The sequence below is a fragment of the Polynucleobacter ibericus genome (assembly GCF_018687955.1).
Classification (GTDB): domain Bacteria; phylum Pseudomonadota; class Gammaproteobacteria; order Burkholderiales; family Burkholderiaceae; genus Polynucleobacter; species Polynucleobacter ibericus.
This window is the reverse complement of record NZ_CP061309.1, coordinates 152,345-179,062: the sequence shown is the minus strand read 5'-3', so window position 1 is coordinate 179,062 and position 26,718 is coordinate 152,345. Positions and strand designations below refer to the sequence as shown.

At 45.6% G+C, this 26,718-nt stretch carries 24 protein-coding genes; 2 read left to right on the top strand and 22 right to left on the bottom strand.

From position 1 onward, the window contains the following. Nucleotides 1–28: 28 nt before the first annotated feature. Entirely contained in the window at nucleotides 29–781 is a 753-nt protein-coding gene (zapD, locus tag AOC20_RS00980; RefSeq protein ID WP_215360710.1) for a cell division protein ZapD, read from the top strand. On the opposite strand, the gene AOC20_RS00975 is transcribed toward zapD, so the two are convergent. The 4 genes from AOC20_RS00975 to secA form a co-directional block, all read right to left on the bottom strand. Further along, entirely contained in the window at nucleotides 778–1,194 is a 417-nt protein-coding gene (locus AOC20_RS00975; RefSeq protein WP_215360709.1) for an NUDIX domain-containing protein, read from the bottom strand. The genes zapD and AOC20_RS00975 overlap by 4 nt on opposite strands. Nucleotides 1,195–1,206: 12 nt before the next feature. Beyond that, on the bottom strand, nucleotides 1,207–2,064 hold the full coding sequence (locus tag AOC20_RS00970; protein WP_433915459.1) for an ATP-binding protein: 858 nt from the start codon (nucleotides 2,062–2,064) through the stop codon (nucleotides 1,207–1,209). 15 nt (nucleotides 2,065–2,079) lie between these two features. Beyond that, the gene (argJ, locus tag AOC20_RS00965) at nucleotides 2,080–3,315 is read right to left on the bottom strand and encodes a bifunctional glutamate N-acetyltransferase/amino-acid acetyltransferase ArgJ (RefSeq protein ID WP_215360708.1); all 1,236 of its coding nucleotides are present in this window, start codon (nucleotides 3,313–3,315) and stop codon (nucleotides 2,080–2,082) included. Nucleotides 3,316–3,376: 61 nt separating this feature from the next. After that, a complete protein-coding gene (gene secA / locus AOC20_RS00960) occupies nucleotides 3,377–6,142 on the bottom strand; it encodes a preprotein translocase subunit SecA (RefSeq protein WP_215360707.1) in 2,766 nt (921 codons plus the stop codon). Between the two features lie 53 nt (nucleotides 6,143–6,195). On the opposite strand from secA, the gene AOC20_RS00955 reads away from it, so the two are divergent. After that, nucleotides 6,196–6,693 (top strand): hypothetical protein, encoded by a 498-nt coding sequence (locus tag AOC20_RS00955; RefSeq protein WP_215360706.1) that lies wholly within the window; start codon nucleotides 6,196–6,198, stop codon nucleotides 6,691–6,693. A 21-nt stretch (nucleotides 6,694–6,714) separates the two neighbouring features. Here AOC20_RS00955 and lpxC read toward each other — a convergent pair whose 3' ends face one another. The 18 genes from lpxC to coq7 form a co-directional block, all read right to left on the bottom strand. Further along, a complete protein-coding gene (gene lpxC, locus AOC20_RS00950; protein ID WP_215360705.1) occupies nucleotides 6,715–7,629 on the bottom strand; it encodes a UDP-3-O-acyl-N-acetylglucosamine deacetylase in 915 nt (304 codons plus the stop codon). A 49-nt stretch (nucleotides 7,630–7,678) separates the two neighbouring features. Further along, on the bottom strand, nucleotides 7,679–8,179 hold the full coding sequence (locus tag AOC20_RS00945) for a peroxiredoxin (protein ID WP_215360704.1): 501 nt from the start codon (nucleotides 8,177–8,179) through the stop codon (nucleotides 7,679–7,681). A gap of 112 nt (nucleotides 8,180–8,291) precedes the next feature. Beyond that, a complete protein-coding gene (ftsZ, locus tag AOC20_RS00940; RefSeq protein WP_215360703.1) occupies nucleotides 8,292–9,632 on the bottom strand; it encodes a cell division protein FtsZ in 1,341 nt (446 codons plus the stop codon). Between the two features lie 60 nt (nucleotides 9,633–9,692). Next, complete coding sequence (ftsA, locus tag AOC20_RS00935) at nucleotides 9,693–10,922, bottom strand: cell division protein FtsA (protein WP_215321364.1); 1,230 nt, start codon at nucleotides 10,920–10,922, stop codon at nucleotides 9,693–9,695. Nucleotides 10,923–10,931: 9 nt separating this feature from the next. Next, nucleotides 10,932–11,789 carry a cell division protein FtsQ/DivIB gene (locus AOC20_RS00930; protein WP_215360702.1) on the bottom strand — a complete coding sequence of 286 codons (858 nt, stop codon included), beginning with the start codon at nucleotides 11,787–11,789 and terminating at the stop codon, nucleotides 10,932–10,934. After that, nucleotides 11,786–12,799, bottom strand: coding sequence for a D-alanine--D-alanine ligase (locus AOC20_RS00925; protein ID WP_215360701.1), 1,014 nt, complete (start codon nucleotides 12,797–12,799; stop codon nucleotides 11,786–11,788). Before AOC20_RS00925 ends, AOC20_RS00930 begins: the two co-directional genes overlap by 4 nt. Next, nucleotides 12,792–14,228: a UDP-N-acetylmuramate--L-alanine ligase gene (gene murC, locus AOC20_RS00920; protein ID WP_215360700.1), complete on the bottom strand. Its 1,437-nt coding sequence runs from the start codon at nucleotides 14,226–14,228 to the stop codon at nucleotides 12,792–12,794. Before murC ends, AOC20_RS00925 begins: the two co-directional genes overlap by 8 nt. Further along, on the bottom strand, nucleotides 14,225–15,298 hold the full coding sequence (gene murG, locus AOC20_RS00915; RefSeq protein WP_215360699.1) for an undecaprenyldiphospho-muramoylpentapeptide beta-N-acetylglucosaminyltransferase: 1,074 nt from the start codon (nucleotides 15,296–15,298) through the stop codon (nucleotides 14,225–14,227). Before murG ends, murC begins: the two co-directional genes overlap by 4 nt. Beyond that, nucleotides 15,295–16,566 carry a putative lipid II flippase FtsW gene (gene ftsW, locus AOC20_RS00910; RefSeq protein ID WP_215360698.1) on the bottom strand — a complete coding sequence of 424 codons (1,272 nt, stop codon included), beginning with the start codon at nucleotides 16,564–16,566 and terminating at the stop codon, nucleotides 15,295–15,297. The genes murG and ftsW overlap by 4 nt, the downstream gene beginning before the upstream one ends. Further along, nucleotides 16,563–18,146 carry a UDP-N-acetylmuramoyl-L-alanine--D-glutamate ligase gene (gene murD, locus AOC20_RS00905; protein WP_251373168.1) on the bottom strand — a complete coding sequence of 528 codons (1,584 nt, stop codon included), beginning with the start codon at nucleotides 18,144–18,146 and terminating at the stop codon, nucleotides 16,563–16,565. The genes ftsW and murD overlap by 4 nt, the downstream gene beginning before the upstream one ends. 52 nt (nucleotides 18,147–18,198) lie before the next feature. Then, complete coding sequence (mraY, locus tag AOC20_RS00900; protein WP_215360696.1) at nucleotides 18,199–19,368, bottom strand: phospho-N-acetylmuramoyl-pentapeptide-transferase; 1,170 nt, start codon at nucleotides 19,366–19,368, stop codon at nucleotides 18,199–18,201. Further along, nucleotides 19,359–20,804 (bottom strand): UDP-N-acetylmuramoyl-tripeptide--D-alanyl-D-alanine ligase, encoded by a 1,446-nt coding sequence (locus tag AOC20_RS00895; RefSeq protein WP_215360695.1) that lies wholly within the window; start codon nucleotides 20,802–20,804, stop codon nucleotides 19,359–19,361. The genes mraY and AOC20_RS00895 overlap by 10 nt, the downstream gene beginning before the upstream one ends. After that, on the bottom strand, nucleotides 20,804–22,354 hold the full coding sequence (locus AOC20_RS00890; RefSeq protein ID WP_215360694.1) for a UDP-N-acetylmuramoyl-L-alanyl-D-glutamate--2,6-diaminopimelate ligase: 1,551 nt from the start codon (nucleotides 22,352–22,354) through the stop codon (nucleotides 20,804–20,806). Before AOC20_RS00890 ends, AOC20_RS00895 begins: the two co-directional genes overlap by 1 nt. After that, entirely contained in the window at nucleotides 22,351–24,123 is a 1,773-nt protein-coding gene (locus AOC20_RS00885; RefSeq protein WP_215360693.1) for a peptidoglycan D,D-transpeptidase FtsI family protein, read from the bottom strand. The genes AOC20_RS00890 and AOC20_RS00885 overlap by 4 nt, the downstream gene beginning before the upstream one ends. After that, complete coding sequence (gene ftsL, locus AOC20_RS00880) at nucleotides 24,120–24,386, bottom strand: cell division protein FtsL (protein ID WP_068320283.1); 267 nt, start codon at nucleotides 24,384–24,386, stop codon at nucleotides 24,120–24,122. Before ftsL ends, AOC20_RS00885 begins: the two co-directional genes overlap by 4 nt. Then, on the bottom strand, nucleotides 24,383–25,333 hold the full coding sequence (gene rsmH / locus AOC20_RS00875) for a 16S rRNA (cytosine(1402)-N(4))-methyltransferase RsmH (protein ID WP_215360692.1): 951 nt from the start codon (nucleotides 25,331–25,333) through the stop codon (nucleotides 24,383–24,385). The genes ftsL and rsmH overlap by 4 nt, the downstream gene beginning before the upstream one ends. 12 nt (nucleotides 25,334–25,345) lie before the next feature. After that, nucleotides 25,346–25,774, bottom strand: coding sequence for a division/cell wall cluster transcriptional repressor MraZ (gene mraZ, locus AOC20_RS00870; protein WP_215362063.1), 429 nt, complete (start codon nucleotides 25,772–25,774; stop codon nucleotides 25,346–25,348). Nucleotides 25,775–26,078: 304 nt separating this feature from the next. Further along, nucleotides 26,079–26,708, bottom strand: coding sequence for a 2-polyprenyl-3-methyl-6-methoxy-1,4-benzoquinone monooxygenase (gene coq7 / locus AOC20_RS00865; protein WP_215360691.1), 630 nt, complete (start codon nucleotides 26,706–26,708; stop codon nucleotides 26,079–26,081). Between the last annotated feature and the right edge of the window lie 10 nt (nucleotides 26,709–26,718).

Genomic DNA, 26,718 nt, shown 5'->3' with positions numbered 1-26,718 from the left:
TCACGAGTTCGTCATAGAATATGGGCTTGTGATTGTCTACGAATACCCCTTCAATGAATTAGTTCGAAGCATGCTTCGACTGGAGTATTTGTTCGCCCGCTTCAACCACTTTGTTCGCTCGGATGACCCTGAGTTACACCACAATGCAATCTCTATCTTGTTCGATCTTGGTGACATTGGTGCTCGTGGCGATATTAAATCTCTTCTGCTCAAAGAATTTGAACGTCAAAAATATGCACTCAATGGATTAAAGTCATCACAAAAAGTTGACCAAGAGGCGCTCACCCAAACTCTTACTGAAATTGATGTCGTTGCTAGCAGCATCAATCAATCTGCGGGTAGGCCTAACTCAGTCATTACTGAGAGTGAATGGCTAAATGCTATTCGTACTAGATTAAATATTCCAGGAGGTACTAGTCCGATTGATTTACCAAGTTATCATGCCTGGAAAAATAGTCCTACTACTGAGCGTCGCGAGTTACTAGAGAAATATATTGGTCCACTCCTGCCATGGCAGGAGGCCTGTCAATTATTTTTACGTTTACTTCGCCAATCGGGTGAAGCTAAGGATGTCGTTGCGCACAATGGGTCTTTCCAGCAAGCTCCTTCTGGGAAGATATATCAGTTAATGCGTATTGCCGTCGAAGATGACTCTTTATTTTCAGAAATTAGCGCTAATAAATATTTACTCTCTGTGCGCTTCTTAAAGTCCGAACGGGATAAAAAGGCACAATTGGTAAATGCCGATGTACCGTTCAAATTAACCCTCTGTCAGCTTTAAGCCAAAGCCCTCCGGAGGCACTCCAGCATTGGCCATGCGGCCGGTAACAAAGGTTCTACGCTAGGTGATTCTGCATTAATTAACTCCCAAGATAAGGCCTGGCCTTCACATCCTTTAGGGGTACCAGTCCATTCCCTAATGATGCTTACATACAAACGCACATAAGCATGTGGATAGTCATGTTCCAGAACTGTTAACTCTTCACTAGAGTGAATATCGATACCGAGTTCTTCTTGTAGCTCACGTTGAAGCGCCTGAAAAACTGTTTCACCTTGCTCAACTTTTCCACCAGGAACTTCCCAGTATCCGGCATAAGGTTTTCCTTCTGGCCTCTGTCCCAAGAGATAGCGACCCTCAGCATCAATCAATATTCCAGCAGCAACAACAGTAATAGGGCGTTGTATTTCACTCATCAATAAAGAGTCTTATGACTTTGAGCCGGCCCAGTGTTTAGCAAATTGCCAAGCAACACGGCCAGAGCGTGAGCCACGCTCCAGTGCCCACACTAAAGCTTCAGAACGAGCAGCTTCAATTTGCTCAGCATTCAAACCAAAATGCTGCAACCAGTGGGCCACGATTGCCAGATACTCATCTTGCTTTGGTGGATAAAAAGACAACCAAAGACCAAATCGCTCCGATAAAGAAATCTTCTCTTCAACCACCTCACCAGGATGAATTTCCCCATCATCGCTATGCACATAGCTCTCGTTATCCTTCATGTACTCAGGTAGTAAATGACGACGATTGGAGGTGGCGTAAATCAAGATATTGTCGACTTGGGCAGAAACAGAGCCATCTAAGGCGGATTTCATAGCCTTATAGCCAGATTCCCCATCCTCAAATGACAAGTCATCGCAAAAAATAATGAAGCGCTCTGGGCGCTCAGCCAACAACTCAGTAATATCAGCTAAATCAGCCAAGTACTCTTTTTCAACCTCAACTAGGCGTAAACCTTGACTCGCGAACTCATGCAAACTCGCCTTAATCAAGGAAGACTTTCCAGTTCCCCTGGCACCCGTAAGCAAAATATTATTGGCAGGTTTTTTCTGAATAAAGTTTTTAGTGTTGTCACGTATCGCGTCACGTTGACGGTCAATATTCTGCAAATCCTCGAAGGTAATATCGGATACGTGCTTTACTGGCTGCAAAAAACCGATGCTACCGAAAATACTATCGCGACGACGCCATCTAAATGCGGTAGAGGATTTCCACTGTTCCTCAGTTAAAGGCTTTGGTAAAAATGTATCAAGATGATCTAAAAGACGGTCTAGTTTTTCATTCATATTTCTGACAATCTTTTATGAGCGGTAATCGGCATTAATAGATACGTAATCATGTGATAAATCGCAAGTCCACATAGTTTGTGCGGCAGTACCCCGACCCAAATCAATCTTCACTGTAATTTCTGGAGCCTGCATTACTCGCTGGCCATCAGCCTCTTGATAGTCAGGATTGCGCCCACCATTCTTGGCAACCCACACATCACCTAACCACATTTGTACACGGCCAACATCTAAGTCAGTAATACCCGCGTAACCAATCGCAGCAAGGATGCGCCCTAAATTGGGATCGCTAGCAAAGAACGCTGTCTTTACTAAAGGTGAGTGCGCAACTGCTTTAGCAACCAAGCGGCACTCTTCAGAAGTCTTGCCGCCAATAACCTCAATCGTCATAAATTTAGTAGCACCCTCGCCATCGCGCACAATCATTTGTGCCAGTTTTCTAGCTAGAGCAATTAATGCCTCACGCAGGATGGCATAACTAGGATCATTGACTGATTTAATTTGTACCGCTGACTGACCCGTCGCCATGATGATGAAAGAGTCATTAGTAGAGGTATCGCCATCAATGGTGATGGCATTAAATGAGAGATCGGCGATCTCACGAGTAAGGTTACTCAAGAGACCTGGGGCAAAACCAGCATCAGTAGCGATAAAGCCCAACATCGTTGCCATATTGGGATGAATCATGCCGGCGCCTTTACAAATGCCAGTAATAGTCACCTTACCCATAGGCGTATCTACTGTCGCTGATGTGGCTTTTGGCTGCGTATCCGTAGTCATAATCGCTTCAGCGGCATCAAACCAATTGTCTTCACCTAGGTTAGCTACCGACTTTGGTAAAGCACTAATAATTTTTTCAATTGGGAGCGGCTCCAAAATCACGCCAGTTGAAAAAGGCAAAATTTGCTCAGGATTAATCTTCAGATCTTTTGCCAAAGCTGCGCAGGTTTCTAAGGCATGCTTCATACCTGATTCACCTGTCCCAGCGTTGGCATTACCGGTATTCACTACCAGGGCTCGAATTTCACCGTTACGGCCCTCTTGTGCCAAGTGCTCACGGCAAACCTGTACAGGGGCAGCGCAAAATCGATTTAAGGTAAAAACGCCAGCCACCTGTGATCCAGGAGCTAAAGTCATGACCAATAAATCTTTACGATTTGCCTTTTTTATACCAGCTTCGGCGATGCCCATTTCAAAACCTTTTACAGGCTTGAGTTCGGCTTTTTGGGGGAGGGGTAAGTTAACTGTCATAGTTTGACAATTGTAGATGAGCGGTTACAAGGATGCTTATGCAACATCCCTGTACAAAACGTTAACCTAGTGCACCGCAACAGTTTTTATATTTCTTACCACTGCCGCAAGTACAGGGATCATTGCGTCCGACTTTAGGCCCCGTGCGAATAGGAGCCGGCTGAATATCAATTGCAGCGCCGCGGTCACCAGTTGAGCCTGCTACTTCCTTGTCTGGATCGGCGTGCTGATACTGAACGTCGGAAAGCTTCGCCAAGTCATCATTCATTGCCTCGGAGGCTTCATCCAGCTCGCTTGCGCTACGAATCTGTACGGACATAATATTTTTCACAACATCATTCTTAATGACATTGAGTAATTCACCATACAACTCAAATGCTTCGCGGCGGTACTCTTGCTTCGGATCCTTCTGAGCATAACCACGCAAATGAATACCTTGACGCAAATGATCTAACGCGGCCAAGTGCTCGCGCCAATGACTATCCAAGCTGTACAACAAAACTGAGCGCTCAAAACCAGCAAAGGATTCACGTCCAGAGAGCTCTACCTTTGCATCGTAGGCATCTTTAGCAGCCTGTAATACACGCTCAACAATTTCTGCATCTTCTACGGTATCGGCACGTTCAACCCAATTCCGCAGATCAACCGTAAGACCCCACTCGCTAGCGAGAACATTCTCCAGTCCAACCAGGTCCCACTGCTCTTCCATAGACTCCAGTGGCACATAGACCGCGCAAACAGAGCGCAAAACGTCTTCACGCAAATTGGCAATCAAGTCGCCAATATCAACACTCTCAAGCACTTCGTTTCTGAGGCGATACGTTTCTTTACGCTGATCATTCGCAACGTTGTCATATTCCAGGAGCTGTTTACGAATATCAAAGTTACGCCCCTCAACCTTACGTTGAGCAGACTCAATCGAACGGGTCACCATGCCAGCTTCAATCGGCTCACCATCTGGCATCTTGAGTCGGTCCATCACGGCACGCAAACGATCGCCCGCAAAAATGCGCAGAAGCGCATCATCCAATGACAGGTAAAAACGGGAAGAACCTGGATCACCCTGACGGCCTGAACGACCTCTTAACTGATTATCAATACGGCGACTCTCGTGACGCTCAGTACCAATAATGTGCAAACCGCCAGCTGCCAGCACTTGGTCATGAATACTTTGCCACTCATCCTGCAATTGCTTAATCTTGGCTGCTTTTTCTGCCTCGGCAAGAGCGCTATCAGCCTCAATCAGGGATGACTGTTTACCAACGTTACCGCCCAAGACAATGTCAGTACCACGACCCGCCATATTGGTAGCAATCGTGATCATTTTTGGACGACCGGCTTGAGCAATAATCTCCGCCTCACGCGCATGCTGCTTTGCATTTAAGACTTGATGCGGCAATTTACGTTGATCTAGTAAGTTTGCGATCAACTCAGAATTTTCAATTGAAGTAGTGCCAACCAATACTGGCTGACCACGCTCATAGCAATCTTCAATATCTTTGATCACCGCGTCATAACGCTCACGAGAAGACTTGTAAATCTGATCTTGCTTATCTTTTCTTTGGCTAATACGATTTGGTGGAATTACAACGGTTTCTAAGTTGTAAATTTCCTTAAACTCATAAGCCTCTGTATCAGCAGTACCAGTCATACCAGCCAACTTGCCATACATGCGGAAATAATTTTGGAATGTGATGGTAGCTAGAGTTTGATTCTCATTCTGAATCTGCACACCTTCTTTAGCCTCAACTGCTTGATGTAATCCATCGGACCAACGACGGCCCTGCATCAAACGGCCAGTAAATTCATCCACAATGATGACTTCACCATTTTGAACAACGTAATGTTGATCGCGGTGATACAGAGAGTGTGCACGCAGAGCTGCGTACACGTGGTGCATCAAAGTAATATTTTGCGGTGCATAAAGAGAGTCGCCATCATTGAGCGCTCCTAACTGAACTAAAACAGTTTCAGCCTTGTCATGACCTTGTTCAGTCAAATACACTTGCTGGGACTTTTCATCAACCCAATAGTCACCCGGCTTTTCTACACCAGTACCATCAGCCTTCTCCTCGCCAATTTGGCGTTCTAAATGGGATGGTAGGGCATTAATCTTGATGTACAGATCCGTATGATCTTCGGCCTGACCAGAGATGATTAACGGTGTACGAGCTTCATCAATCAGAATGGAGTCAACTTCGTCAACAATTGCGTAAGCTAAACCACGTTGTACTCGCTGGCCCAAATCTTGAACCATGTTGTCACGCAAGTAATCAAAACCAAATTCGTTATTGGTGCCGTAAGTAATATCGGCAGCATAAGCCTCTTGTTTTGTGGTGTGATCCATTTGGGATAAATTCACACCCACCTTCATACCCAAGAAGTTATATAACTTAGCCATCCATTCGGCATCACGCTGCGCCAAATAATCATTGACCGTTACAACGTGCACACCGTTACCAGTCAGCGCATTCAAATAGACCGGCAGGGTTGCTGTTAAGGTTTTTCCTTCACCAGTACCCATCTCAGCAATCTTGCCTTGATGCAGTGCCAAGCCGCCCAGAATCTGCGCATCAAAATGACGCATCTTCATCACACGTGTACTTGCCTCGCGAACTACCGCAAAGGCTTCCGCAGAGATATCGTCTAAAGACTCTCCAGCAGCAAGACGAGACTTGAACTCTGCAGTTTTTGCAGCAAGAGCAGCATCATCCAAAGATTGCAGGCTAGCTTCAAAAGAGCCAACCTTGGCAACGACTTTGCGATACTGTTTTAAGAGGCGGTCGTTACGACTGCCGACCAGGGTTTTAAGAAGACCGATTACCATGGGATATTGAAGAAAATTAAGTCCTTGAGTTTATCACCCGCAACCCCATTTTTATGAACTTTAACCCCAAACCACCACGCAAGCGTTCAGCTCACGACTGGATGGATTACTTACGAGAATCTGATGGTCTTGGGGGAATTCTGGCAAAAACCGAGGACCTAGCCAAACTCAAGGTCGTAATCAATTTAGCCCTGACCAAGCTCGATTTAGGACACTTAAGCTCAAAAATAGAGGCTGGATGGCGCTCTGGGTCCCAAGATGAGCTTTTTTTACTTGTTAACAGCGCCAGTATTGCTACCCGCCTACAACAAATATTACCTAGCTTAATCAATGAGTTAGCTATATCTGGCTTACCTTGTAAAACCATTAAAGTGAGGATTAAACCGGCTCCATCTGCCTGGGAGGTAAAGCCCCGTTTAGAGGTCCGCGAGAAACCAAAAGGACTTAATGAGGTCGCAAAAAAGTCCTGGGAGTCTCTATTGGAGAAATTGGGACCAGATTCAGGCTTGCGATCCTCAATCGAAAAGCTACTCAAAAACAAACCAAAGTAGTTAAGACCGCCTCAGATGCCCTTAGAAAAAGAGGGGCTGATTTTCCTGAGAGTAAGCTCCGGGAGCCTTATTTTCGGCAAAAGAGCTAATTTCATAAGCACTTGGATCATCCAAGAGCTTGCGTAAAAGTGCGTTATTGAGGGCATGGCCTGACTTCTCGGCAACATAAGCCCCAACAATAGGATGGCCAATGAGATAGAGGTCGCCAATAGCATCCAAGATTTTGTGACGCACAAATTCATCTTCATAACGAAGCTCTTCGTTATTCAAAATGCGGTGCTCATCCAAAACAATCGCATTATCCAAACTACCGCCGCGTGCTAAACCCATTTCACGCAAAGCCTCTACTTCGTGCGCAAATCCAAAGGTACGTGCACGACCAATCTCACTACGGTATGCATGCTCAGCGAAATCTACAACAAATCTTTGACCAGTTTTATCTACCGCTGGATGTTTGAAATCAATCGTGAAATCCAACTTAAAACCAAAGAAGGGTTCTAAGCGTGCAAGCTTATCGCCTTCACGAACTTCAACTAGTTTTTTGATCACGACAAATTGACGGGCTGCTTCTTGTTCAGCAATACCAGCTGATTCAATTAAGAATAAAAATGAGGCGGCACTACCATCCATGATGGGCACTTCTTCGCCATCAAGCTCGATCAATAAATTATCCAGACCAAGACCGGCGCAGGCAGAGAGTAAATGCTCTACAGTCGAAACACGCACACCATCTTTTTGAATTACCGAGGCTAGTCTTGTATCGCAGACTGCCAAGGCGGTTGCAGGTACAACCGACTGTTCAGGCGTATCCACTCTAACAAACTGAACCCCTGAATTAACTGGTGCAGGCTTGATAGAAATCGTCACCTTGCGACCAGAATGCAAGCCAATCCCCACGGTCTTAACCGGAGTAGCGATAGTGCGTTGCTTCATCATATTTGGATATCTAAATTCAGAGGGGTATTAGTTATTGAGTAAATTCGTATTACAGCTTCTTCAAGATAGAAGCGGCATCACTCACCTCAAACTTGCCAGGTGCTTCACGGTCTAGCGACTTCACAACACCATCTTCAATAATCATAGCGTAGCGATCTGAGCGAACTCCTAAGCCACGAGCAGTTAAGTCCAATTCCAAACCAAGCTTTTTAGTAAATTCAGCACTACCATCACCTAGCATGCGAATTTTATTACCTACCTTTTGATCACGTCCCCATGCACCCATTACGAATGGATCATTAACGGAAACGCACCAAATTTCATCAACGCCCTTTGCTTTAATCGCATCGTAGTGCTCAACGTAACCAGGAACGTGTTTTGCAGAGCAAGTTGGTGTAAACGCTCCAGGCAAAGCAAACAGCACAATCTTTTTTCCAGCTGTAATTTTTTCAACTTCAAAGGCATTTGGCCCCAAGGAGCAACCTTCGCTCTCTTCATTCATAAATTCATAAAGAGTAGCGTTTGGTAATTTTTGTCCAACAGCGATCATGACATCTCCAATAAATAATTGTTAGTAAGCATGCCAACGCAAGCGCGGGATTCGTCGTCCGGAGGGGCGCCGCGCTGGCATTTTGCAATCACCTATTGTATTAAGCAGTGAATTAATCCGCTTGCTTACGCAAAAAGGCTGGGATTTCATAGTAATCAGCCCCTTTGTCCAACATGGATTTAGCCTGAGGAGAGCTATCAGCACCTAATGTAGGCGCAGGAGTCGCTTCACGAGAGCTACGAAAAACCCGCGGTAAATCATATTGACTGTAGTCAACGCCAGAACTTGCTGGTTGAGCAGCCATTGCTGGAGCATTACCTGCGCCAGTTAAGGCTAAACCGGCACTAGTACTTAGCGCAGAATCCAAGCTCACTTTGCTGATTGCTGCTGATGCACTCGCAGGAGCAAAGCTATTGAGGTCTGCCATCGTTGGCATTGCATCATGCGTACCAGTAGCTTGTCTCCAAACCACTTCCGGCTGATTGTTTCTACGAGCTTGTGGATTATTCAAACCAGTAGCTACAACAGTCACACGCAAGGCATCGCCTAAGCTCTCGTCATATACCGTACCGAAGATCACTGTTGCATCATCAGCAGCATAGCCACGAATCGCAGCCATCACTTCACGAGTCTCAGACAACTTCAATGAACGGCTAGCAGTGATATTAACCAATACACCACGCGCACCAGATAAATCTACACCCTCGAGCAATGGTGAAGCAACTGCAGCTTCAGCAGCCAAGCGTGCACGATCCATACCGGAAACAGTTGCTGTACCCATCATGGCTTTACCTTGCTCACCCATGACTGTCTTCACATCTTCAAAGTCGACGTTAATCAAACCTTGTACATTGATGATTTCTGCGATGCCAGATACCGCGTTATGCAACACATCATCTGCACAAGCAAAAGCTTTGTCGAACTCAGCATCTTCACCCATCACTTCAAAGAGTTTTTCATTGAGTACAACAATGAGTGAATCTACATATGACTCAAGTTCTGCAGCACCGTTCTCAGCAACCTTCAAACGCTTCACACCTTCAAAATCAAACGGCTTACTGATCACACCAACAGTGAGGATGCCCATTTCTTTGGCTACTTGAGCCACGATTGGAGCTGCGCCAGTTCCCGTGCCACCACCCATACCTGCAGTGATGAACACCATGTGCGCGCCTTGCAATGTATCGGCAATTCGTGCGCGCGCTTCTTCAGCAGAAGCTGCACCGATTTCTGGTTTAGCGCCTGCACCTAATCCGCTAGAGCCCAGTTGCAAATTCACAGATGCCTCAGAACGCTGTAAAGCGCCAGCATCGGTGTTCATGCAAATGAACTCTACGCCATTAACACCACGACGGATCATGTGCTGGACTGCATTACCACCAGCGCCACCGACTCCAACCACTTTAATAATGGTCTTGCCAGCTGTTTCTTGATCTAACATTTCAAATTCCATATACCCTCCTAGGTAAATACGTACTACATTGACGACGACGAAAAAAACTTAAAAAATTACTTAAAAATTTCCTGCAAACCATTCCTTCATGCGCGAAATTACACCTTGTAATGCGCCTGATTGAGAAACACGACGGCCACGCAATAGCTGCGCTTGTCCTTCCATTAACAAACCAATGCTGGTGGCATATCTAGGGCTTCGTAAAACTTCATGAAGGTGTCCACGGTACTCAGGCGTACCAATACGCGCTGGTCTTAAGAAAACTTGTTCGGCCAATTCCACCATGCCGGGCATTAATGCGGTGCCCCCTGTTAAAACAATTCCAGAAGAGACCATATCTTCGTAACCAGAGTCGCGAACTACGCCTCTAACAAGCGTAAATAACTCTTCAACACGCGGCTCAATCACTGCTGCTAATGCTTGTTTAGACATCGGGCGTGGCTCACGATCACCGACACCAGGAACATCAATCATTGCAGTTGGATCAGCCATCTCTTGACGAGCGATACCATGTGCAATCTTCAAATCTTCCGCATCAATCGTTGGGGTACGCAATGCCATAGCAATGTCATTGGTAATTTGATCGCCCGCAATTGGAATTACTGCAGTATGACGAATTGAACCTTGGCAATAAATCGCAATGTCCGTTGTTCCACCGCCAATATCGACCAGTACCACACCAAGCTCTTTTTCATCTTCAGTTAGCACCGCCAAGCTTGAGGCTAAGGGCTGCAATATCAAGTCATTGACCTCAAGACCACAACGACGCACACACTTCACAATATTTTGAGCAGCACTCACAGCACCGGTAACGATATGCACCTTTACTTCCAAACGTAAGCCGCTCATTCCAATAGGTTCGCGCACATCTTCCTGCCCATCAATGATGAATTCTTGGACAAGGATGTGGAGAATCTGTTGATCGGTCGGGATATTGATTGCTTTTGCTGTCTCGAGTACTCGCTCAACATCACCGGAGCCAACTTCCTTATCGCGAATGGCAACCATGCCACTAGAGTTAAAACTCACAATGTGATTACCCGCGATGCCAGTAAAGACTTGCACGATCTGGCGATCAGCCATGACCTCAGCTTCTTCAAGTGCCTTCTGAATCGATTGAACGGTTGCCTCAATATTGACTACAACACCCTTCTTCAATCCCTTGGATGCAGTTTGTCCAACACCAACTACGTTGAATTGACCATCGGGAGCTAATTCAGCAACCAAGGCAACGACCTTGGAAGTTCCAATATCTAAACCAACCAAAATATCGCGATTGTCTTTACTCATTACCATTCCTCATTGCTTCAGCTCACTTTTCTTACTATCCACTTCGTTCTTTTTCACACTTGCAGAAGCAAGATGCACTGCGAATCCATTTGCATAGCGCAGATCAACTGCATCTACCCGATTTGCCCACTTCTCTTGTACTTGTGGCCAATATTTAAATAAACGTGCTACACGTTCTTCCGTTAAATTTTTATCAGAGCTTTCTTCATCACGCCCAAACTCGACCTTCATACCATTTGAAAGTCTCACATGCCATGCATAGCGCTCTGTTAGAGCGAGACTAGTTACTTCTGCACCCCATGGCTTAAACCAATTGTTGGCTTTTTCATAAAGGCTCATAACCTCCTTGCCAGCATCCGCAGGACCAGAAAAATCAACTAGGTGCACTTCATCACCCACCTCTGAAACACGTCCAGTAAAAAGTTCGCCATGGGTGTTCATCAGAGTATGACTATCCGCGCCACCCCAAGTACCAAAAGGCTTTTGCTCTTCAATACTCACCACTAATCCATTAGGCCAAACACGACGTACATTAGCGTGACGTACCCAAGGCATGCTCTCAAAGCCGCGTTTTACATCTTCCAACCGCACACTGAAGAAATTACCCTGCACCGTTTCAAGGACCTGTTGTTTCACGAAAGGTTTCTTTATATGTTTCAGTGTTTGTCCAGCAACTGGCTCAATTTGAATTTGCTTCAAAGCAAATACTGGGCGCTGACTAAGCCAAACTAAAATGCCAATCACCAGCATGACTACAAAACAGCGCATCAAGAAACGACTAAGCTTCTCCATTCGCTCTGAATGATTCCAAAGCGGTGACATCAACATCGAGAAAATTTCACCGAATCGGTCCATGAAGTTGCTCATGCAGAAGCACTCTCTTTTTGCTGCAATGTTTGACTTAGCAACCAAAGCACTAAATCCCCATACTCAATACCAGCAGCCTTTGCAGCCATAGGTACCAAGGAGTGTGAGGTCATACCAGGAGAGGTATTCATCTCAAGCAAATAAGGTTTACCGGTTTTTTGATCCAGCATTACATCTGCGCGACCCCATGTTCGACAACCTAGAGCTTTATATGCAGCCAAAGCCAATTCCTGAACGGCGATATTTACTTCCGGCGCAAGCCCTGTAGGGCATAGGTACTGAGTTTCATCAGAGAAATACTTATTATGAAAATCGTAGTTTGCTTGTGGTGGAATGATCTTGATCACTGGCAAAGCTTCAGCTGAACTACCCTGACCAACCAACGGGCAAGTAAGTTCGTCACCAATAATGCAAGTCTCTGCAATCACTTTTTTATCTAATCCAGCAGCTAGCTTGTAAGCGGCTGGCAATTCCTCTACGGATTTAACTTTTGTCAAACCTAAAGAAGAGCCTTCGTGGGCAGGCTTTACTATCAACGGCAAGCCCAAATGCTGAACCACTGCATTCCAATCACTGCTTGCTGTGAGTTCTTCAAACTCAGGAGTAGCGAGTCCATTACTAATCCAGACTTGCTTGGTGACAATCTTATCGATCGCCAAAGCAGAGGCCAATACACCACTACCGGTATAAGGTAAACCCAATAAATCCAATAAGCCTTGAATAGTGCCATCTTCACCAAAGCGACCATGAAGAGAAATAAATATACGATCGAAATTTTCTTTAGCTATTTCAGTAGGGCAACGCAAACCCGTATCAAAAGCATGAGCATCAACCCCTTTAGCACGTAAGGCCTCTAGTACGCCATTACCTGACAAGAGAGAGATTTCTCTCTCCCCAGATTTACCGCCCAGCAATACACCAACGCGACCCAATGACTTGAGATCCAAGCTAGCTAAGCTAGTTTTTACGCGTTCCCCCCAGAGGCTTAAATTAGCAACTACTTTAGACATGCTTTGCCTCCGATAGGGTATTTGGCAAAGCAGAGATTGATCCAGCACCCATTGTAATTAACACATCTCCATCTTTTAAAACTTGACTCAATTTTTCTGGCATCTCGGCAATATTTGCAGCATAGGCAACTGCACCTGAATTTAATAAAACCTTGGAATGCTTATCTTCGGCAATCGCAGCCTTCATCAAACTCTTACTATCTGCCCCCAGAATTTTTGCCTCGCCCGCCGGATAAACATCCGTTAGCACCAAAGCATCAAAACTTCTGAGAACCTGCACAAACTCTCCAAAGCAATCGCGAGTTCTAGTAAAACGATGTGGCTGGAACGCCAATACCAAACGACGGTCTGGATAAGCACCTCTAGCTGCAGCCAAAGTGGCCGCCATTTCTACAGGGTGATGACCATAGTCATCAATCAAGGTAAAGCTGCCGCCAGATGCCAATGGAATTTCTCCATAACGCTGGAAGCGACGACCAACGCCACTAAATTCAGATAGCGCCTTAGTAATAGCTTCGTCACCTACACCCAACTCTGTTGCTATACCAATAGCCGCTAATGCATTACGTACGTTATGTAAGCCAGGTAAATTGAGGGTGACATTTAATGGGCCTGGTTTATTACCATGCCTACGCACTGTGCGGCGATCAACTGTAAAGTGCATTTGGGTGCCATCCGCACGAACATTGCTGGCTCGAATATCTGCATCCTCCGATAAGCCATAGCGAAGTACGGGCTGAGATACAAACGGAATAATATCGCGCACATTAGCGTCATCAATACAAAGTACTGCCACACCATAAAACGGCATACGTTGAATGAACTGAACAAATGCTTGTTTCAATCGAGCCATATCGTGCTGATAAGTATCCATATGATCAGCATCAATATTGGTTACCACTTCCATCGCCGGAAATAATTGCAGGAAAGAGGCATCAGATTCATCTGCTTCGACAACAATGAAATCCCCTTGACCTAATCGCGCATTAGCACCTGCAGAATTGAGCTTGCCGCCAATCACAAATGTAGGATCTAAACCGCCTTCAGCCAAAACAGATGCCACTAAGCTGGTAGTAGTTGTTTTGCCATGTGTTCCAGCAATCGCAATACCTTGTTTTAGGCGCATTAACTCACCTAACATCACAGCGCGCTGAATCACGGGAACTTTCGCCGCACGTGCAGCTAAGACTTCTGGGTTATTACCTGCAACTGCAGTGGAAATCACTACTGCCTCAGCAGTACCAATATTTTTAGGATCGTGACCGATGTGGATTACCGCACTTAACTCTCTAAGGCGCTTAGTAACCACACCATCAGCAAGATCTGATCCTGAAACTTGATAACCCAAATTCAGAAGCACTTCCGCGATACCGCTCATGCCTGCACCGCCGATGCCGATGAAGTGAATTTGCTGAACGATATGCTTCATATTCCCACCCCCGCACAATCTGCACATACTTCAGCCACGCGCTGGGTAGCATGTGGCTTTGCTAAAGCATGTGCACGTAATGCCATTTCTTTTAAGTCTGCTCGATTAAAGTTCTGAATCATCATTGCTAAATCTTGTGGATTAAGTAATGGTTGCGGCAATAAAACTGCCGCATCTGCATTAGATAAGAACTGAGCATTAGCGGTTTGATGATCATCAATCGCAAATGGAAATGGGATCAGGCAAGATGCAACGCCGCATGCTGCAATTTCAGAAACTGTCATCGCGCCTGAGCGGCAAATAACCAAATCAGCCTGTGAATACGCCGCTGGCATGTCATCGATAAAGGGGCGAATATCTGCCGTTACCCCTAAATCGGCATATCGCTTTTGGAGATCTGCTAAGTGCTTGTCGCCAGCCTGGTGAATGACCTTAGGACGTGACCCCTCCGGAATCAATGACAGAGCAGTAGGAATATTTTCATTTAAGGCTGCCGCCCCCAAACTGCCGCCCACTACCAAGATTGAAAGCGGTCCTTGGCGCTGTTCATAACGAGTTGCTGGAGCAAGCATGTGGTCAAACTCTTCGCGAATAGGGTTGCCTACCCACTCTGCATTTGCCATCGTGCCAGGGAAACCTGTGAGAGTTCGCATCGCAATTTTGTCTAAGGCGCGATTAGCGCTACCAGCGACTGAATTCGCTTCATGCAAGACTAATGGACGCTTTAAAAACTTAGTTACTAAACCGCCGGGGAAAGTAATATAGCCACCCATACCTAATATGACATTAGGCTTTACTCGGCGCATAATCTTCCAGCTTTGATAACAAGCGCGTACGAGATTAATAGGCAGCATCAACTTTGCTTTTAATCCTTTACCTCTTAGGCCACCAAAGTCAACTGCTTCAAATGGAAAATCGCAAGACTTTACAAGACGATATTCCATGCCTGCTTGATTACCTAACCAAGAGACATTCCAACCGCAAATCCGCAAATATTCAGCGACAGCAAGGCCTGGGAAGATATGCCCACCAGTACCACCTGCCATCACCAAAATTGAGGGTTTTGTCAAAGCTTCCCTCCACGCATGAGAATACGATTTTCAAAATCAATCCGTAGCAACATTGCCACAGCAACGACATTCATCAGAATCCCAGAGCCGCCATAACTTACCAGTGGCAAGGTCAGACCTTTAGTTGGCAGAAGTCCCAGGTTCACACCCATATTGATGAAGGCCTGCCAACCAATCCAAATGGCAACACCCTTAGCAGCAAGACCTGCAAAGCTGCGATCTAGTTGTAAAGCAGTACGGCCAATTAAGAAGGCGCGACGTACGATCCAATAGAACAAGAAGATCATGACTACTACACCTACAAAGCCTAACTCTTCGCCAATCACAGCCATGATGAAGTCGGTATGTGCTTCTGGTAGGTAATGTAATTTTTCAACACTACCACCTAGCCCTGTGCCAAACCATTCGCCACGACCAAAGGCCATCAGCGAGTGGGTTAACTGATAGCCCTTGTTAGCAGCATTGTCTACTTGCCATGGGTCCATAAAGGCCAACATGCGCCCACGACGGAAAGGTGAGAGCGCAATCATGGTTGCGGCACTCAGTAAACCAACCGCAATCAGGCCGCCAAATAATTTAGCGTTGATGCCACCTAAAAAGAGGATGCCAAATGCAATCAGGGCAACTACCACAAACGCACCCATATCTGGCTCAGCCATCAGGAGACCACCAACCAGCGCAACAGCAATACCCATAGGCAGCATCCCCTTAACAAATGAATGGAGATACTCCTGACGTTGAACGGTATAGCTTGCGGCAAAGATGACGGCCGCAAATTTCATTAGCTCAGATGGCTGGAAGTTCATTAAGCCTAAGGGAATCCAACGTTTAGCTCCATTGACACCTTTACCCAAACCAGGAATCAACACGGCGATGAGCAATAAAACCGTAAATCCAAAAATGACTGGTGAGTAACGATCCCATACCTTGGTGGGGATCTTAAAAGCCCAGATCCCGACCCCAATCGCAATCGCTAAAGATATCATGTGGCGAATAAGGAAAAAGTTACTGCTGTAGTTAGCGTACTTAGGCCCATCAGCCAAAGTAATGGAAGCTGAGTACACCATTACCAAACCAATCAACATGAGAGACAAGACGGCCCAGACGAGTAACTGGTCATAGTCCATCATGCGTGAGCGAGTTTGCTCAACACCGGATACCGCATCTCGCAAGCCAGTGCGGAAATTATCAATACCACCTCGGGAAAAATTCCAGAAGCGATCTAATCCCAGACGATTTTCAGGAAATAATTTCTCTTTTAAGTTCATACCTGAACCCCTTCAAATTGCATTCCCAATTCTTCTACTTCTACAGCAAATACTTCAGCGCGTTCCTTGTAATCGCGGAACTGATCTAGGCTTGCACAAGCTGGAGAGAGTAATACCAAGTCTCCGGAAACTGCTTGTGCTGCAGCCGCCTGAACAGCAGACTTCAGGTCGCCACAATTCGTGCTGTGAATATCAGAACCCAAGGCCTGACCTATTGTTGCCCCATCCTTGCCAATCAAAAAAGCGCCCTTCACAAAACGCAAGGCTGGCTCACGTAGCGGACTGAAATCCTGACCCTTGCCATCACCACCCGCAATCAACCAAATACGTTTACCTGACTCATTACTACCTAAGCCGTTCAACGCAGCAACAGTGGCACCTACATTCGTACCTTTACTGTCATCTACGTATTCAACATCTCTAACAATTGCAATACTTTGTACGCGATGGGGTTCGCCATGGTAATCACGCAAGCCGTGCAATAGCGCATTCATTGGCAGCTTGGCAGCTCGTGCTAAAGCCAGAGCAGCCAAGGCATTCAAAGCATTGTGTCGCCCACGTATTCTTAAAGCATCAGCTGGAATTAAGCGCTTGAGACGCAATGGCTCATCTTCCTCAACCGCTGCAGACTTACGGCGACGCTTAGGCTGAGGCTCAACATCTTCATCTACTTCAGCCCATACCAACCAATCGATTCCACCAGCACGCAAGTCATGCTCAATACCAAAAGCACCTTGCTCATCTGGACGATTGGATCCAAAAGTCACAATAGATTTTTCTGTCTTTTGTGCCCCTGAAAGCAAACCCATCACAAGAGCATCATCCCGATTCAGAATGCAGACTGTATCGTCGCCAAATATTTTTAACTTTGCTTGCGCATAAGCCTGCATATCCCCATGCCAATCTAAATGGTCTTGAGTAATATTCAACACAGTTGCAGCTGTAGCATTAAATGTATGCGTATAGACCAACTGGAAGCTCGATAACTCCAATACCCATACATCAGGCATATCCACAATTTGATCAGACGTATCTAGGCAGCTCATGAGCTTTTCTAAAGCAGCAGGGCTAATATTTCCTGCAACAGCTACCTTTTTTCCGGCACGTTCACACAATTGACCCGTTAATGCAGTAGTCGTTGTCTTTCCATTAGTACCAGTAACCGCCAACACTGTAGTGGCATAACTTAATTCTTGCGCTTGTGCCATGCGGCTTAATGCGGAAATTGCTCGAGCAAAAAATTCAATTTCGCTCCAAACATCAATTTCGGCTTGTTCTGCCTTGCCCAAGAAAGATTGGGTCGGCTCTTGCAACGGCGATAAGCCAGGACTGATACCAATAACATCAATATTTTTGAGTAAATCCTCGCTCAATGGGCCAAAACAACTATCTTTTAGACCTGCAATACGTAATTCTTCTAGCCAAGCATTTTGGCGTTCAGAGAATGTTGACTGGTCACGCGTATCGGCTATCCGAACCTCTGCCCCATTGCGCAAACACCACTTAGCCATGGCTACACCAGACTCACCCAATCCCAATATCAGGAACCGATGTGGTGCGGTATAGCCCTCATCAGCCATAAAAGCTGAGTTTGCAAAGGTGTTCTCTAAGATCAACATATTTACTTTTGGATTACCGTAACTTCAAGCTAGACAAGCCAATTAAGACTAAAAGAATAGTGATGATCCAGAAACGGACAACTACTTGTGTTTCTTTCCAGCCACCTAATTCAAAATGATGATGCAATGGTGCCATGCGAAAAATACGGCGGCCTTCGCCAAAATGTTTTTTGGTGAGTTTGAACCAAAACACTTGGAGCATTACTGAGACCGTTTCAGCAACAAAAATGCCACCCATCACAAACAACACAATTTCTTGGCGAACAATAACGGCGATAGTGCCAAGCGCTCCGCCCAAAGCTAATGCGCCTACATCACCCATAAATACTTGTGCTGGGTGCGTGTTGTACCAAAGGAATGCCAAGCCAGCACCGCCCATGGCACCACAGAAAATCATTAACTCGCCAGCGCCAGGAATATAAGGAAAGAGGAGGTACTTTGCATAAATCGCATTACCCATCACATAGGCAAATGCCCCTAAAGCAGCACCCACCAAGATCACTGGCATGATGACAAGGCCATCAAGACCATCGGTTAAATTGACAGCATTGCTACTGCCAACTATTACCAAGTAACTCAAAATAATGAAGCCCATGATTCCCAATGGGTAGCTCACCTCTTTCATAAACGGCAATAGCAAGTTGGTTTTTGCAGGCAGATCTAAAGCAAAACCGCTTCTGAGCCATTCATAAAATAATTGCAGCACCTTAAGGTTGTTGACTTCAGAAACGGAGAACGCAAGATAAATTGCGGCAAACAAACCAATTAAGGTTTGCCAGAAGAACTTTTCTTTTGAAGCCATTCCCTTGGGATCTTTGTAAACCACCTTACGGTAGTCATCTACCCAGCCCACTATGCCGAATCCAAAAGTAACAATCATCACAATCCAAATAAATCGGTTACTCAGATCGGCCCACAACATGCATGAGATAAAGATCCCAATCAAAATCAACACGCCACCCATCGTTGGAGTGCCTGATTTCACTAAATGGGTTTGTGGTCCATCAGTGCGAACTGCCTGACCCATCTTTAAAGCTGTCAATTTACGAATTACCCAAGGACCCGCAGCCAAACCAATCAACAATGCAGTAACTGTTGCCATCACAGCTCTAAAAGTGATGTAGTTGAAGACTCGAAAGAATCCAAAGTCATCTTGCAACCATTGCGCCAACATTAAGAGCATGTTTTAGCCTCCTCTAATAAGGCCTGTACTACACGCTCCATGCGCATAAATCGCGAACCCTTAACCAAAATATTTAAATGCTGACTGCTACTAGACTGTGCGAGTAATGTATCTTTTAGTTTTGCGATTAGGCTATCCATATCGGAAAAATGTATTGCGCTAGATACAGTCGCGTTATCACAAGACGCTTTATTAAATCCCTGCAAGGCAAATTGGCATTGCTCACCCAAAGCAAATAGCTTTGAGATTCCCTGCTCTGCAGCATAAGCGCCGACTTCATGATGAAATTCTGGACCCTGATTACCAACTTCACCCATATCACCTAAGATCAACCACGATAAATTACCGGATTGCTTGAGTGCATCAATCGCAGCTCGTACAGAATCAGGGTTAGCGTTATAGCTATCGTCAATTAAGGTGCGATTTGAATCCATCACCTTTGCTTGCATACGCCCGTTTACTGGCGCAAAAGACTCAAGACCCTCTTTGATTTTTTCAAGGCTTACGCCAGCTGCAATACCTACAGCACTTGCCGCTAAAGCATTACGAACATTGTGACTACCCAAAGTATTTAACTGGACTTCGATAGCTCCTTGTTCTGTTTGTATTTTTACCAATCCATTGCTTAATAAGCTGCCCGTTACTGAGGCTGAAGCTTTGGTCTGCGCGGATGTCAGTACAAAATCAATAACTTTTCGTCCGGCAGCGGCCTGACGCCAAACGTTTTCAAACTCTGAATCTGCTGGGAATACTGCGATTCCATCGCTTGGCAAAGCGCGAATTGCATCTGAATGCTCTTCTGCTACAGCCGCAACGGTCGCCATAAATTCTTGATGTTCGCGTTGGGCATTATTAATTAATGCAATATTCGCTTGGGCAATGGCAGCTAACTGTGCTGTTTCCCCGGGATGATTCATACCAAGCTCAACCACTGCAAGACGATCGGTAGAACGCAACTTCAAGAGCGTTAATGGCAAACCAATGTCATTATTGAGATTGCCTTTGGTTACCAAGGTATGCTGCTCACCAACTGCAGCCTTAAATATAGAGGCAATCATCTCTTTAACAGTGGTTTTACCGTTACTACCAGTAACCAACGCCAAAGGAATGGGATGATTTGTACGCCATGCTTTTGCTAAATTTCCCAAGCCAACACGAGTATTTGAAACACAAATGGCAGGTAAGTCTGCAGGACACTTATCTTCGCTGCTTATTAAGGCGGCACCAGCACCAGCGCTAGCTACATCAGATAAAAAGTCATGGGCATCAAAACGATCGCCAACGAGCGCAACAAATAATTCATTACGATCGACCTGACGACTATCCGTACCAACGCGAGAAATCAATATTTCTTGAGCAATTTCTTCGGAAGTATTCACCAATGTACTTCCAGGCAACATAGCCTGCGCTTGCGCAAGACTTGTCATAATAGTCATCAGACGATCCCTCCAGCAGCCAGACGAATATGCTCTTGGTCAGAGAAATCAAACTTTTTACCGTTAATCTCTTGCGTAGTTTCATGACCCTTGCCGGCAACTAAGACAATGTCGCATACATTGGCGTGACGAATTGCAGCCATAATGGCTGCTGCACGGTCAGCAATTATTTGAATATTCTGTGCATCCGCTTTCATACCACTGCGAATCATCTGCATAATGGCTTGTGGATCTTCAGAGCGAGGATTATCGCTCGTGATTAGAACTTGATCGGCATTGCGTTCGGCAACAGCACCCATCAATGCACGTTTACCAGTATCACGATCGCCACCACAACCAAATACACACCATACTTTTCCACCACGTTGTTTGGCTATAGGACGCAGTGCCTGGAGAGTTTTCTCTAAAGCATCGGGAGTGTGTGCGTAATCTACAACTGCTAACAAAGCATCAGTCTTTTGAGATTTACCTAAACGAATGAGTTCCATGCGGCCAAGCACTGGGTTTAATTGACTCACTTTTTTGGCAGCATCTTCAGAATAAATTCCTTGGGTAAGCAATACTGCCCAGACTGCCAGAGCATTGCTTAAATTAAATTCACCCACTAATGGAATATGCAATTGATTACTACCTACCCCGTCGCAAACAAAGTTGGAGTCGAAGCCAAAACCACTCAGCACAGTATCTTTTGCGTAAATGCGCTGCAATCGATCTCCAAATTTTTCGAAGCCTTGAAAAGCAGATTGGGACAATGCATACGCCCAGACCTTCAAACTCTCTTTCGCCAGTAAATTCATGGCTAACTCACGACCAAATGCATCATCTAAATTAATAACCGCATGCTTAAGACTGGTCTGCTGAAACAACCTCGCCTTTGCCTCAGCGTAATCAGCCATACTGCCGTGGTAATCCAAATGATCCTGGCTTAAATTGGTGAACACCGCACAATTAAATTCAATTCCAGCAACACGATCTTGATGCAATGCATGCGAAGATACTTCCATCGCCACTTGTTTTGCTCCGGAGTTAAGCAACTCTGCCAACTGAGTCTGCAATTTAGGGGCGTCTGGGGTGGTATAGCCGGTTTGTACTAGCGCACCCGGAAAGCCGGTGCCCAAAGTTCCTAGCACTGCAGTGCGATGATTACTTGTATCTAATGCTTGAGCCAACCACTGCGTAATACTGGTTTTGCCATTAGTGCCAGTCACGCCAATAATTTTTAATGCTTTACTAGGGTAGCCATACCATTGCGCGCACAAATTACCAGCTTTTGTAGCAAGATTTTCAACTGCAAAACATTGTGGATGATCCTCGAATTGATTATCCATGCCAGCTGAATCAAACACCACGGCAGCTGCACCACTCTTCAAAGCAGTACTAATAAACTGACGCCCATCACGCAAAGCATTGCCATGACCAACTGGGTATGCAAAAAAGATATCGCCAGGCTGAATCTGGCGACTATCCGCGCACACTTTTGCGGAAGAATTCGCTAGGGTGTGTAGGTGGTCAATCAGCTGATTGGTGTCTATTTTCAAGTTCACCCTCATCGCTTCAAAACCACATGTTGAGCCTGCGCATTAGCAGCTTGAATCTCCTGTGGATTCTTATCCTGCAATACCATTTGTTTTGCCTTACTGTCTGGCAAAACATTTAAGGTATGCAATGTTTCGCTCACAATAGTTGAAAACACGGGTGCAGCTACATCGCCACCATAATGGCTTCCGCCAGTAGGCTCATCGATCATTACTGCCACCACAATACGTGGTGCGCTAATTGGCGCCAATCCTGCAAAGTAAGCACGGTATTTATTACCGTAGCCTTTACCAACTAATTTATGAGCTGTTCCAGTCTTACCGCCAACACGGAAGCCTTCAGCTTGCGCTTTAATTGCAGTTCCGCCTGGCTCGGTAACTGACTCCATCATGCTGCGCATTTCAATTGCCGTTTTAGGAGAGAGTACTTTAGTGCCTGGCTTAAATTCTGGACTACGCTCAATTGTCAAAGGCACTAATTCACCATCACGTGCAAAAACGGTATAAGCACGCGCCACCTGAAAGAGTGATGCAGAAATACCGTAGCCGAATGCAATGCGCGCTTGATCGGAGGGCACCCATTTTTTAAATGGATGAACCGTTCCAGCAACAGCGCCTGGAAAGCCAATCTTAGGGGCCTGACCAAAGCCAACTGCTGTATAGAAATCCCACATCTCTTCAGCAGAAAGATTATTCATAGCGATCTTTGCGGTACCAATATTGCTAGATTTTTGAATAATTTGAGAGATCGTTAAATTTCCATAAGGGTGCGTATCAGTAATTGGTTTTGGACCAATCAAATACTTTGCACCAATGACCATATTAGTTTCGGGCTTGACCGCGCCCTTTTCCAAAGCAATGGCAATGGTGAGTGGCTTCATAGTTGAACCAGGCTCAAAGGTATCAGTAAGTACACGGTTACGTAATTGCTCGCCCGTGAGAACTCTTCGATCATTCGGGTTGTAACTTGGATAGTTTGCTAATGCCAGAATCTCACCAGTTTGGGTATCAAGCACTACAGCACCACCCGCCTTAGCATGATGCTTTTCAACTGCATCTTTCACAGCGTTGTATGCTAAAAACTGAATCTTGCTATCAATCGACAGATTTAAATCTTTACCGTTTTGCGGCAACTGCAAAATAGCCATTTCATCAACAACGCGCCCGAGACGATCAACCACTACGCGTCTCTGCCCTGGGTGACCGGCAAGATCCTTCTCTCTAGAAAGCTCCATGCCTTCTTGACCCTTATCGTTTACGTTGGTGAAGCCAACTACGTGAGCCATCGCTTCACCTTCTGGATAGAAGCGGCGGTACTCATTATTTAGGCCAATACCTGGAATTTCCAACTGCTTAATTTGCTGTGCAACCGCCGGGTCTACTTGGCGCTTTAAGAAGATCTGCTTACGCTCTTCGCGTAATTTCTTACGCAAATCAGCTTCACTCATTTGCAAAAGACTTGCTAACTTTTGTACTTTGTCTGCAGCTAAATCATCTGGAACTGTGTCGTTATAGGCGATAACTGATTTAGCCTCTAGGCTAGTTGCAATGACTTGACCATTTCGATCCAAGATTTTTCCACGGCTAGCGGGCAACTCTAGTTCACGCTGAGTACCACGCACACCTTTAGCTTCATAGAATGCGTTGCCTGGGCCTTGAATCCAAAACGCACGCAGTAATAGCATCATGAAAACAAAGAACAAGAGGAACAACATCAGGCGTGACCGCCACATTGGCAGGCGCAATACTAAATTTGGCGTAGTAGAAAAACCAACCGGCCTCATTTAGCCTCCCTCAAATACAAAGTACGCTCAGGAGAAATCGGCGACATACGTAATTGATTGCGAGCAACATCACGAATGCGTGCAGATTTAGAAAGATTGCGCTGCTCGTACTCTAAACGTAACCATTCTTGATTTAACTTACGCTCTTCAATCTGAGCACGCTCTTGAAGAATAAACAGCTTACGTGCACGTTGCTGCGCTGCGACCAGAGATAAAGCGCAAATTAATAGCAATGCGAGCAGAGTTAAAGTGGCTCGATTCATGCAATAACTCCAGTGCGCTTTTCAGCGACACGCATGATTGCAGAACGCGCACGGGGATTTTCAGACACCTCAGCATCACTTGGCTTGATGCGACCAATCAGTTCAAGCGCACTTTGCGGCAAATCTTTTTCGCGCACTGGTAAGCCACGTGGCACCTCTACTTTTGCATGTGCTTGCATAAACTGCTTCACAATGCGATCTTCTAAAGAATGAAAACTAATTACCGCAAGTCTTGCGCCAGGTTTTAGTAATTTCAAAGCTGCTTTTAAGCCGATCTCTAAGTCCTCTAACTCTCGGTTAATAAAAATACGTAATGCTTGAAAAGTTCTAGTTGCAGGATCTTGACCTGCTTCACGAGTGCGCACGACGCTCGCCACTAGATTTGCCAACTCGGTTGTTGTTTTTGGGGACAAGCCTTCTTCGCGCTTAGCCACAATGGCTTTCGCAATCTGAAATGCAAAGCGCTCTTCTCCGTAAGTCTTAATCACGCGCGTGATTTCCTCCGGTGCCGCCTGCTCCAACCACTCTGCCGCTGTCAAACCATGATCGGTATTCATACGCATATCGAGCGGACCTTCGCGACGAAAAGAAAATCCCCGATGCGCTTCGTCCACCTGAGGTGAGCTGATACCCAAGTCCAACAAAATTCCATCGACTGATTCCGCTTCCGCATACTCGTCCATCTGCGCGAAACTGTCGTGTACGATCTTTAATCGTGGATCGTTGATTTTTTGCGCCACTGCAATCGCATCTAAATCCTTGTCGAACGAAATCATTCGCGCCAAAGGATTCAATTCCTTGAGCAATGCTTGCGTGTGTCCACCGCGCCCAAAGGTTCCATCGATCACCAAAATATTGTTTGTTGCATTTTGATTTTGAATCAGCGGACCGCCAACTAGCGCCGTCACCGCCTCGGCCAGTAACACTGGGCGATGAGTTATGTTCATGGCACCCTGTCATCAAAAATTAAATTGCTTGAGTGCTTCAGGCATGCCTTGTGCAATAGCAGCCTGTTCTTTTGCAGCATATGTTGCCGCATCCCACAATTCCAAGTGACTACCCATACCGAGCAAAATCACTTCTTTTTCAATTCCGGCTGCTGCACGTAATTCTGGACCCACCAGTACGCGACCAGCACTGTCCAAATCCATCTCTGCTGCATTACCTAAGAAAATGCGGCGCCACCAGTGAGCATCCATCGGAAGTTGAGCAACTCTTGCTCTGAACGTTTCCCACTCTGGCCTTGGAAACAGCAATAAGCAGCCATCTGGGTGTTTTGTGAGCGTGATTCGGCCCTCGCCCTGTACCAACAAGGCGTCACGATGCTTAGCCGGCACAGACATGCGGCCTTTTGCATCTAAATTGAGAGCTGACGCACCTTGAAACACCATTTACCCCACTTTTTCACACTTCCTCCCACTTTAGAGGATCACACTAAGAGGGTCAAGTGTTTTTGAGAGTTTTTTTAGGAATTTCTCTAGTGTTTACAAACACTTAGCGTCATGTGTTGAGAAAATGGTGATAATAAAATAGCTACTTGAAACAATGGCTTGGAAAATATACTTAAGAATAGATCTTAGCTATTGGGCCAGATAATCCCTAAATATACTGTATTTATAAACAGTAATCGATAAAAAATATATCAAAAAATTATTTAGAAAGAGATTATTTAATTTAAAACGGATTTTCGTTTTAAATTTTGTAAGCAGTGGTGGTCATCACCCTAGACATAGCTTGCATTATTTTTTGAACTGGTTCAGGTAAATTGACACCACCAGCATTTTTTGCAGCTTGTCCGTGAGCAATTTCATCTAGGCGCATTTGATCAACAATTGCACGTGAACGTTGATCATCTTTGGGTAAATTTTTGAGATGACTTTCTAGATGATTCTCAACTTGCTTTTCAGTTTCAGCGACAAAACCTAAACTCCACTTATCACCCGCTAAGCCTGCTGCCAAGCCGATTGCAAAGGATCCCGCATACCAAATTGGATTGAGATAACTAGTGTGGGAGCCCAACTCATGTAGTCGAGTTTCGCACCATGCAAGATGATCCATTTCTTCTTGACCAGAGTGATCGAGCATTTCCTGAATTTCTGAATTTCTAGCGACTAATTTTTGCGATTGGTAAAGCGCTTGTGCACAAACTTCTCCTACGTGATTTACACGCATGAGGCCTGCGGCATGTTTACGTTCCGACGCATCCAGTCCAGTATTTCCCCCAGCATCAGAACCTGGAGTAGGTCTTTGCGCATTTGCACCACCAACTACCGACCTAAGGGCAGTATCAAACTCCAGAATAAGGCGATCTATCGGGGACATTCGCGACAAA

Excerpts from the sequence above, each read along its gene's own strand:
- AOC20_RS00975 (WP_215360709.1), bottom strand. The coding sequence starts at position 1,194 with ATGAGTGAAATACAACGCCCTATTACTGTTGTTGCTGCTGGAATATTG.
- AOC20_RS00970 (WP_433915459.1), bottom strand. The coding sequence starts at position 2,064 with ATGAATGAAAAACTAGACCGTCTTTTAGATCATCTTGATACATTTTTA.
- argJ (WP_215360708.1), bottom strand. The coding sequence starts at position 3,315 with ATGACAGTTAACTTACCCCTCCCCCAAAAAGCCGAACTCAAGCCTGTA.
- secA (WP_215360707.1), bottom strand. The coding sequence starts at position 6,142 with ATGGTAATCGGTCTTCTTAAAACCCTGGTCGGCAGTCGTAACGACCGC.
- AOC20_RS00955 (WP_215360706.1), top strand. The coding sequence starts at position 6,196 with ATGAACTTTAACCCCAAACCACCACGCAAGCGTTCAGCTCACGACTGG.
- lpxC (WP_215360705.1), bottom strand. The coding sequence starts at position 7,629 with ATGATGAAGCAACGCACTATCGCTACTCCGGTTAAGACCGTGGGGATT.
- AOC20_RS00945 (WP_215360704.1), bottom strand. The coding sequence starts at position 8,179 with ATGATCGCTGTTGGACAAAAATTACCAAACGCTACTCTTTATGAATTT.
- ftsZ (WP_215360703.1), bottom strand. The coding sequence starts at position 9,632 with ATGGAATTTGAAATGTTAGATCAAGAAACAGCTGGCAAGACCATTATT.
- ftsA (WP_215321364.1), bottom strand. The coding sequence starts at position 10,922 with ATGAGTAAAGACAATCGCGATATTTTGGTTGGTTTAGATATTGGAACT.
- AOC20_RS00930 (WP_215360702.1), bottom strand. The coding sequence starts at position 11,789 with ATGAGCAACTTCATGGACCGATTCGGTGAAATTTTCTCGATGTTGATG.
- AOC20_RS00925 (WP_215360701.1), bottom strand. The coding sequence starts at position 12,799 with ATGTCTAAAGTAGTTGCTAATTTAAGCCTCTGGGGGGAACGCGTAAAA.
- murC (WP_215360700.1), bottom strand. The coding sequence starts at position 14,228 with ATGAAGCATATCGTTCAGCAAATTCACTTCATCGGCATCGGCGGTGCA.
- ftsW (WP_215360698.1), bottom strand. The coding sequence starts at position 16,566 with ATGAACTTAAAAGAGAAATTATTTCCTGAAAATCGTCTGGGATTAGAT.
- murD (WP_251373168.1), bottom strand. The coding sequence starts at position 18,146 with ATGGCTGATGAGGGCTATACCGCACCACATCGGTTCCTGATATTGGGA.
- mraY (WP_215360696.1), bottom strand. The coding sequence starts at position 19,368 with ATGCTCTTAATGTTGGCGCAATGGTTGCAAGATGACTTTGGATTCTTT.
- AOC20_RS00895 (WP_215360695.1), bottom strand. The coding sequence starts at position 20,804 with ATGACTATTATGACAAGTCTTGCGCAAGCGCAGGCTATGTTGCCTGGA.
- AOC20_RS00890 (WP_215360694.1), bottom strand. The coding sequence starts at position 22,354 with ATGAGGGTGAACTTGAAAATAGACACCAATCAGCTGATTGACCACCTA.
- AOC20_RS00885 (WP_215360693.1), bottom strand. The coding sequence starts at position 24,123 with ATGAGGCCGGTTGGTTTTTCTACTACGCCAAATTTAGTATTGCGCCTG.
- ftsL (WP_068320283.1), bottom strand. The coding sequence starts at position 24,386 with ATGAATCGAGCCACTTTAACTCTGCTCGCATTGCTATTAATTTGCGCT.
- rsmH (WP_215360692.1), bottom strand. The coding sequence starts at position 25,333 with ATGAACATAACTCATCGCCCAGTGTTACTGGCCGAGGCGGTGACGGCG.
- coq7 (WP_215360691.1), bottom strand. The coding sequence starts at position 26,708 with ATGTCCCCGATAGATCGCCTTATTCTGGAGTTTGATACTGCCCTTAGG.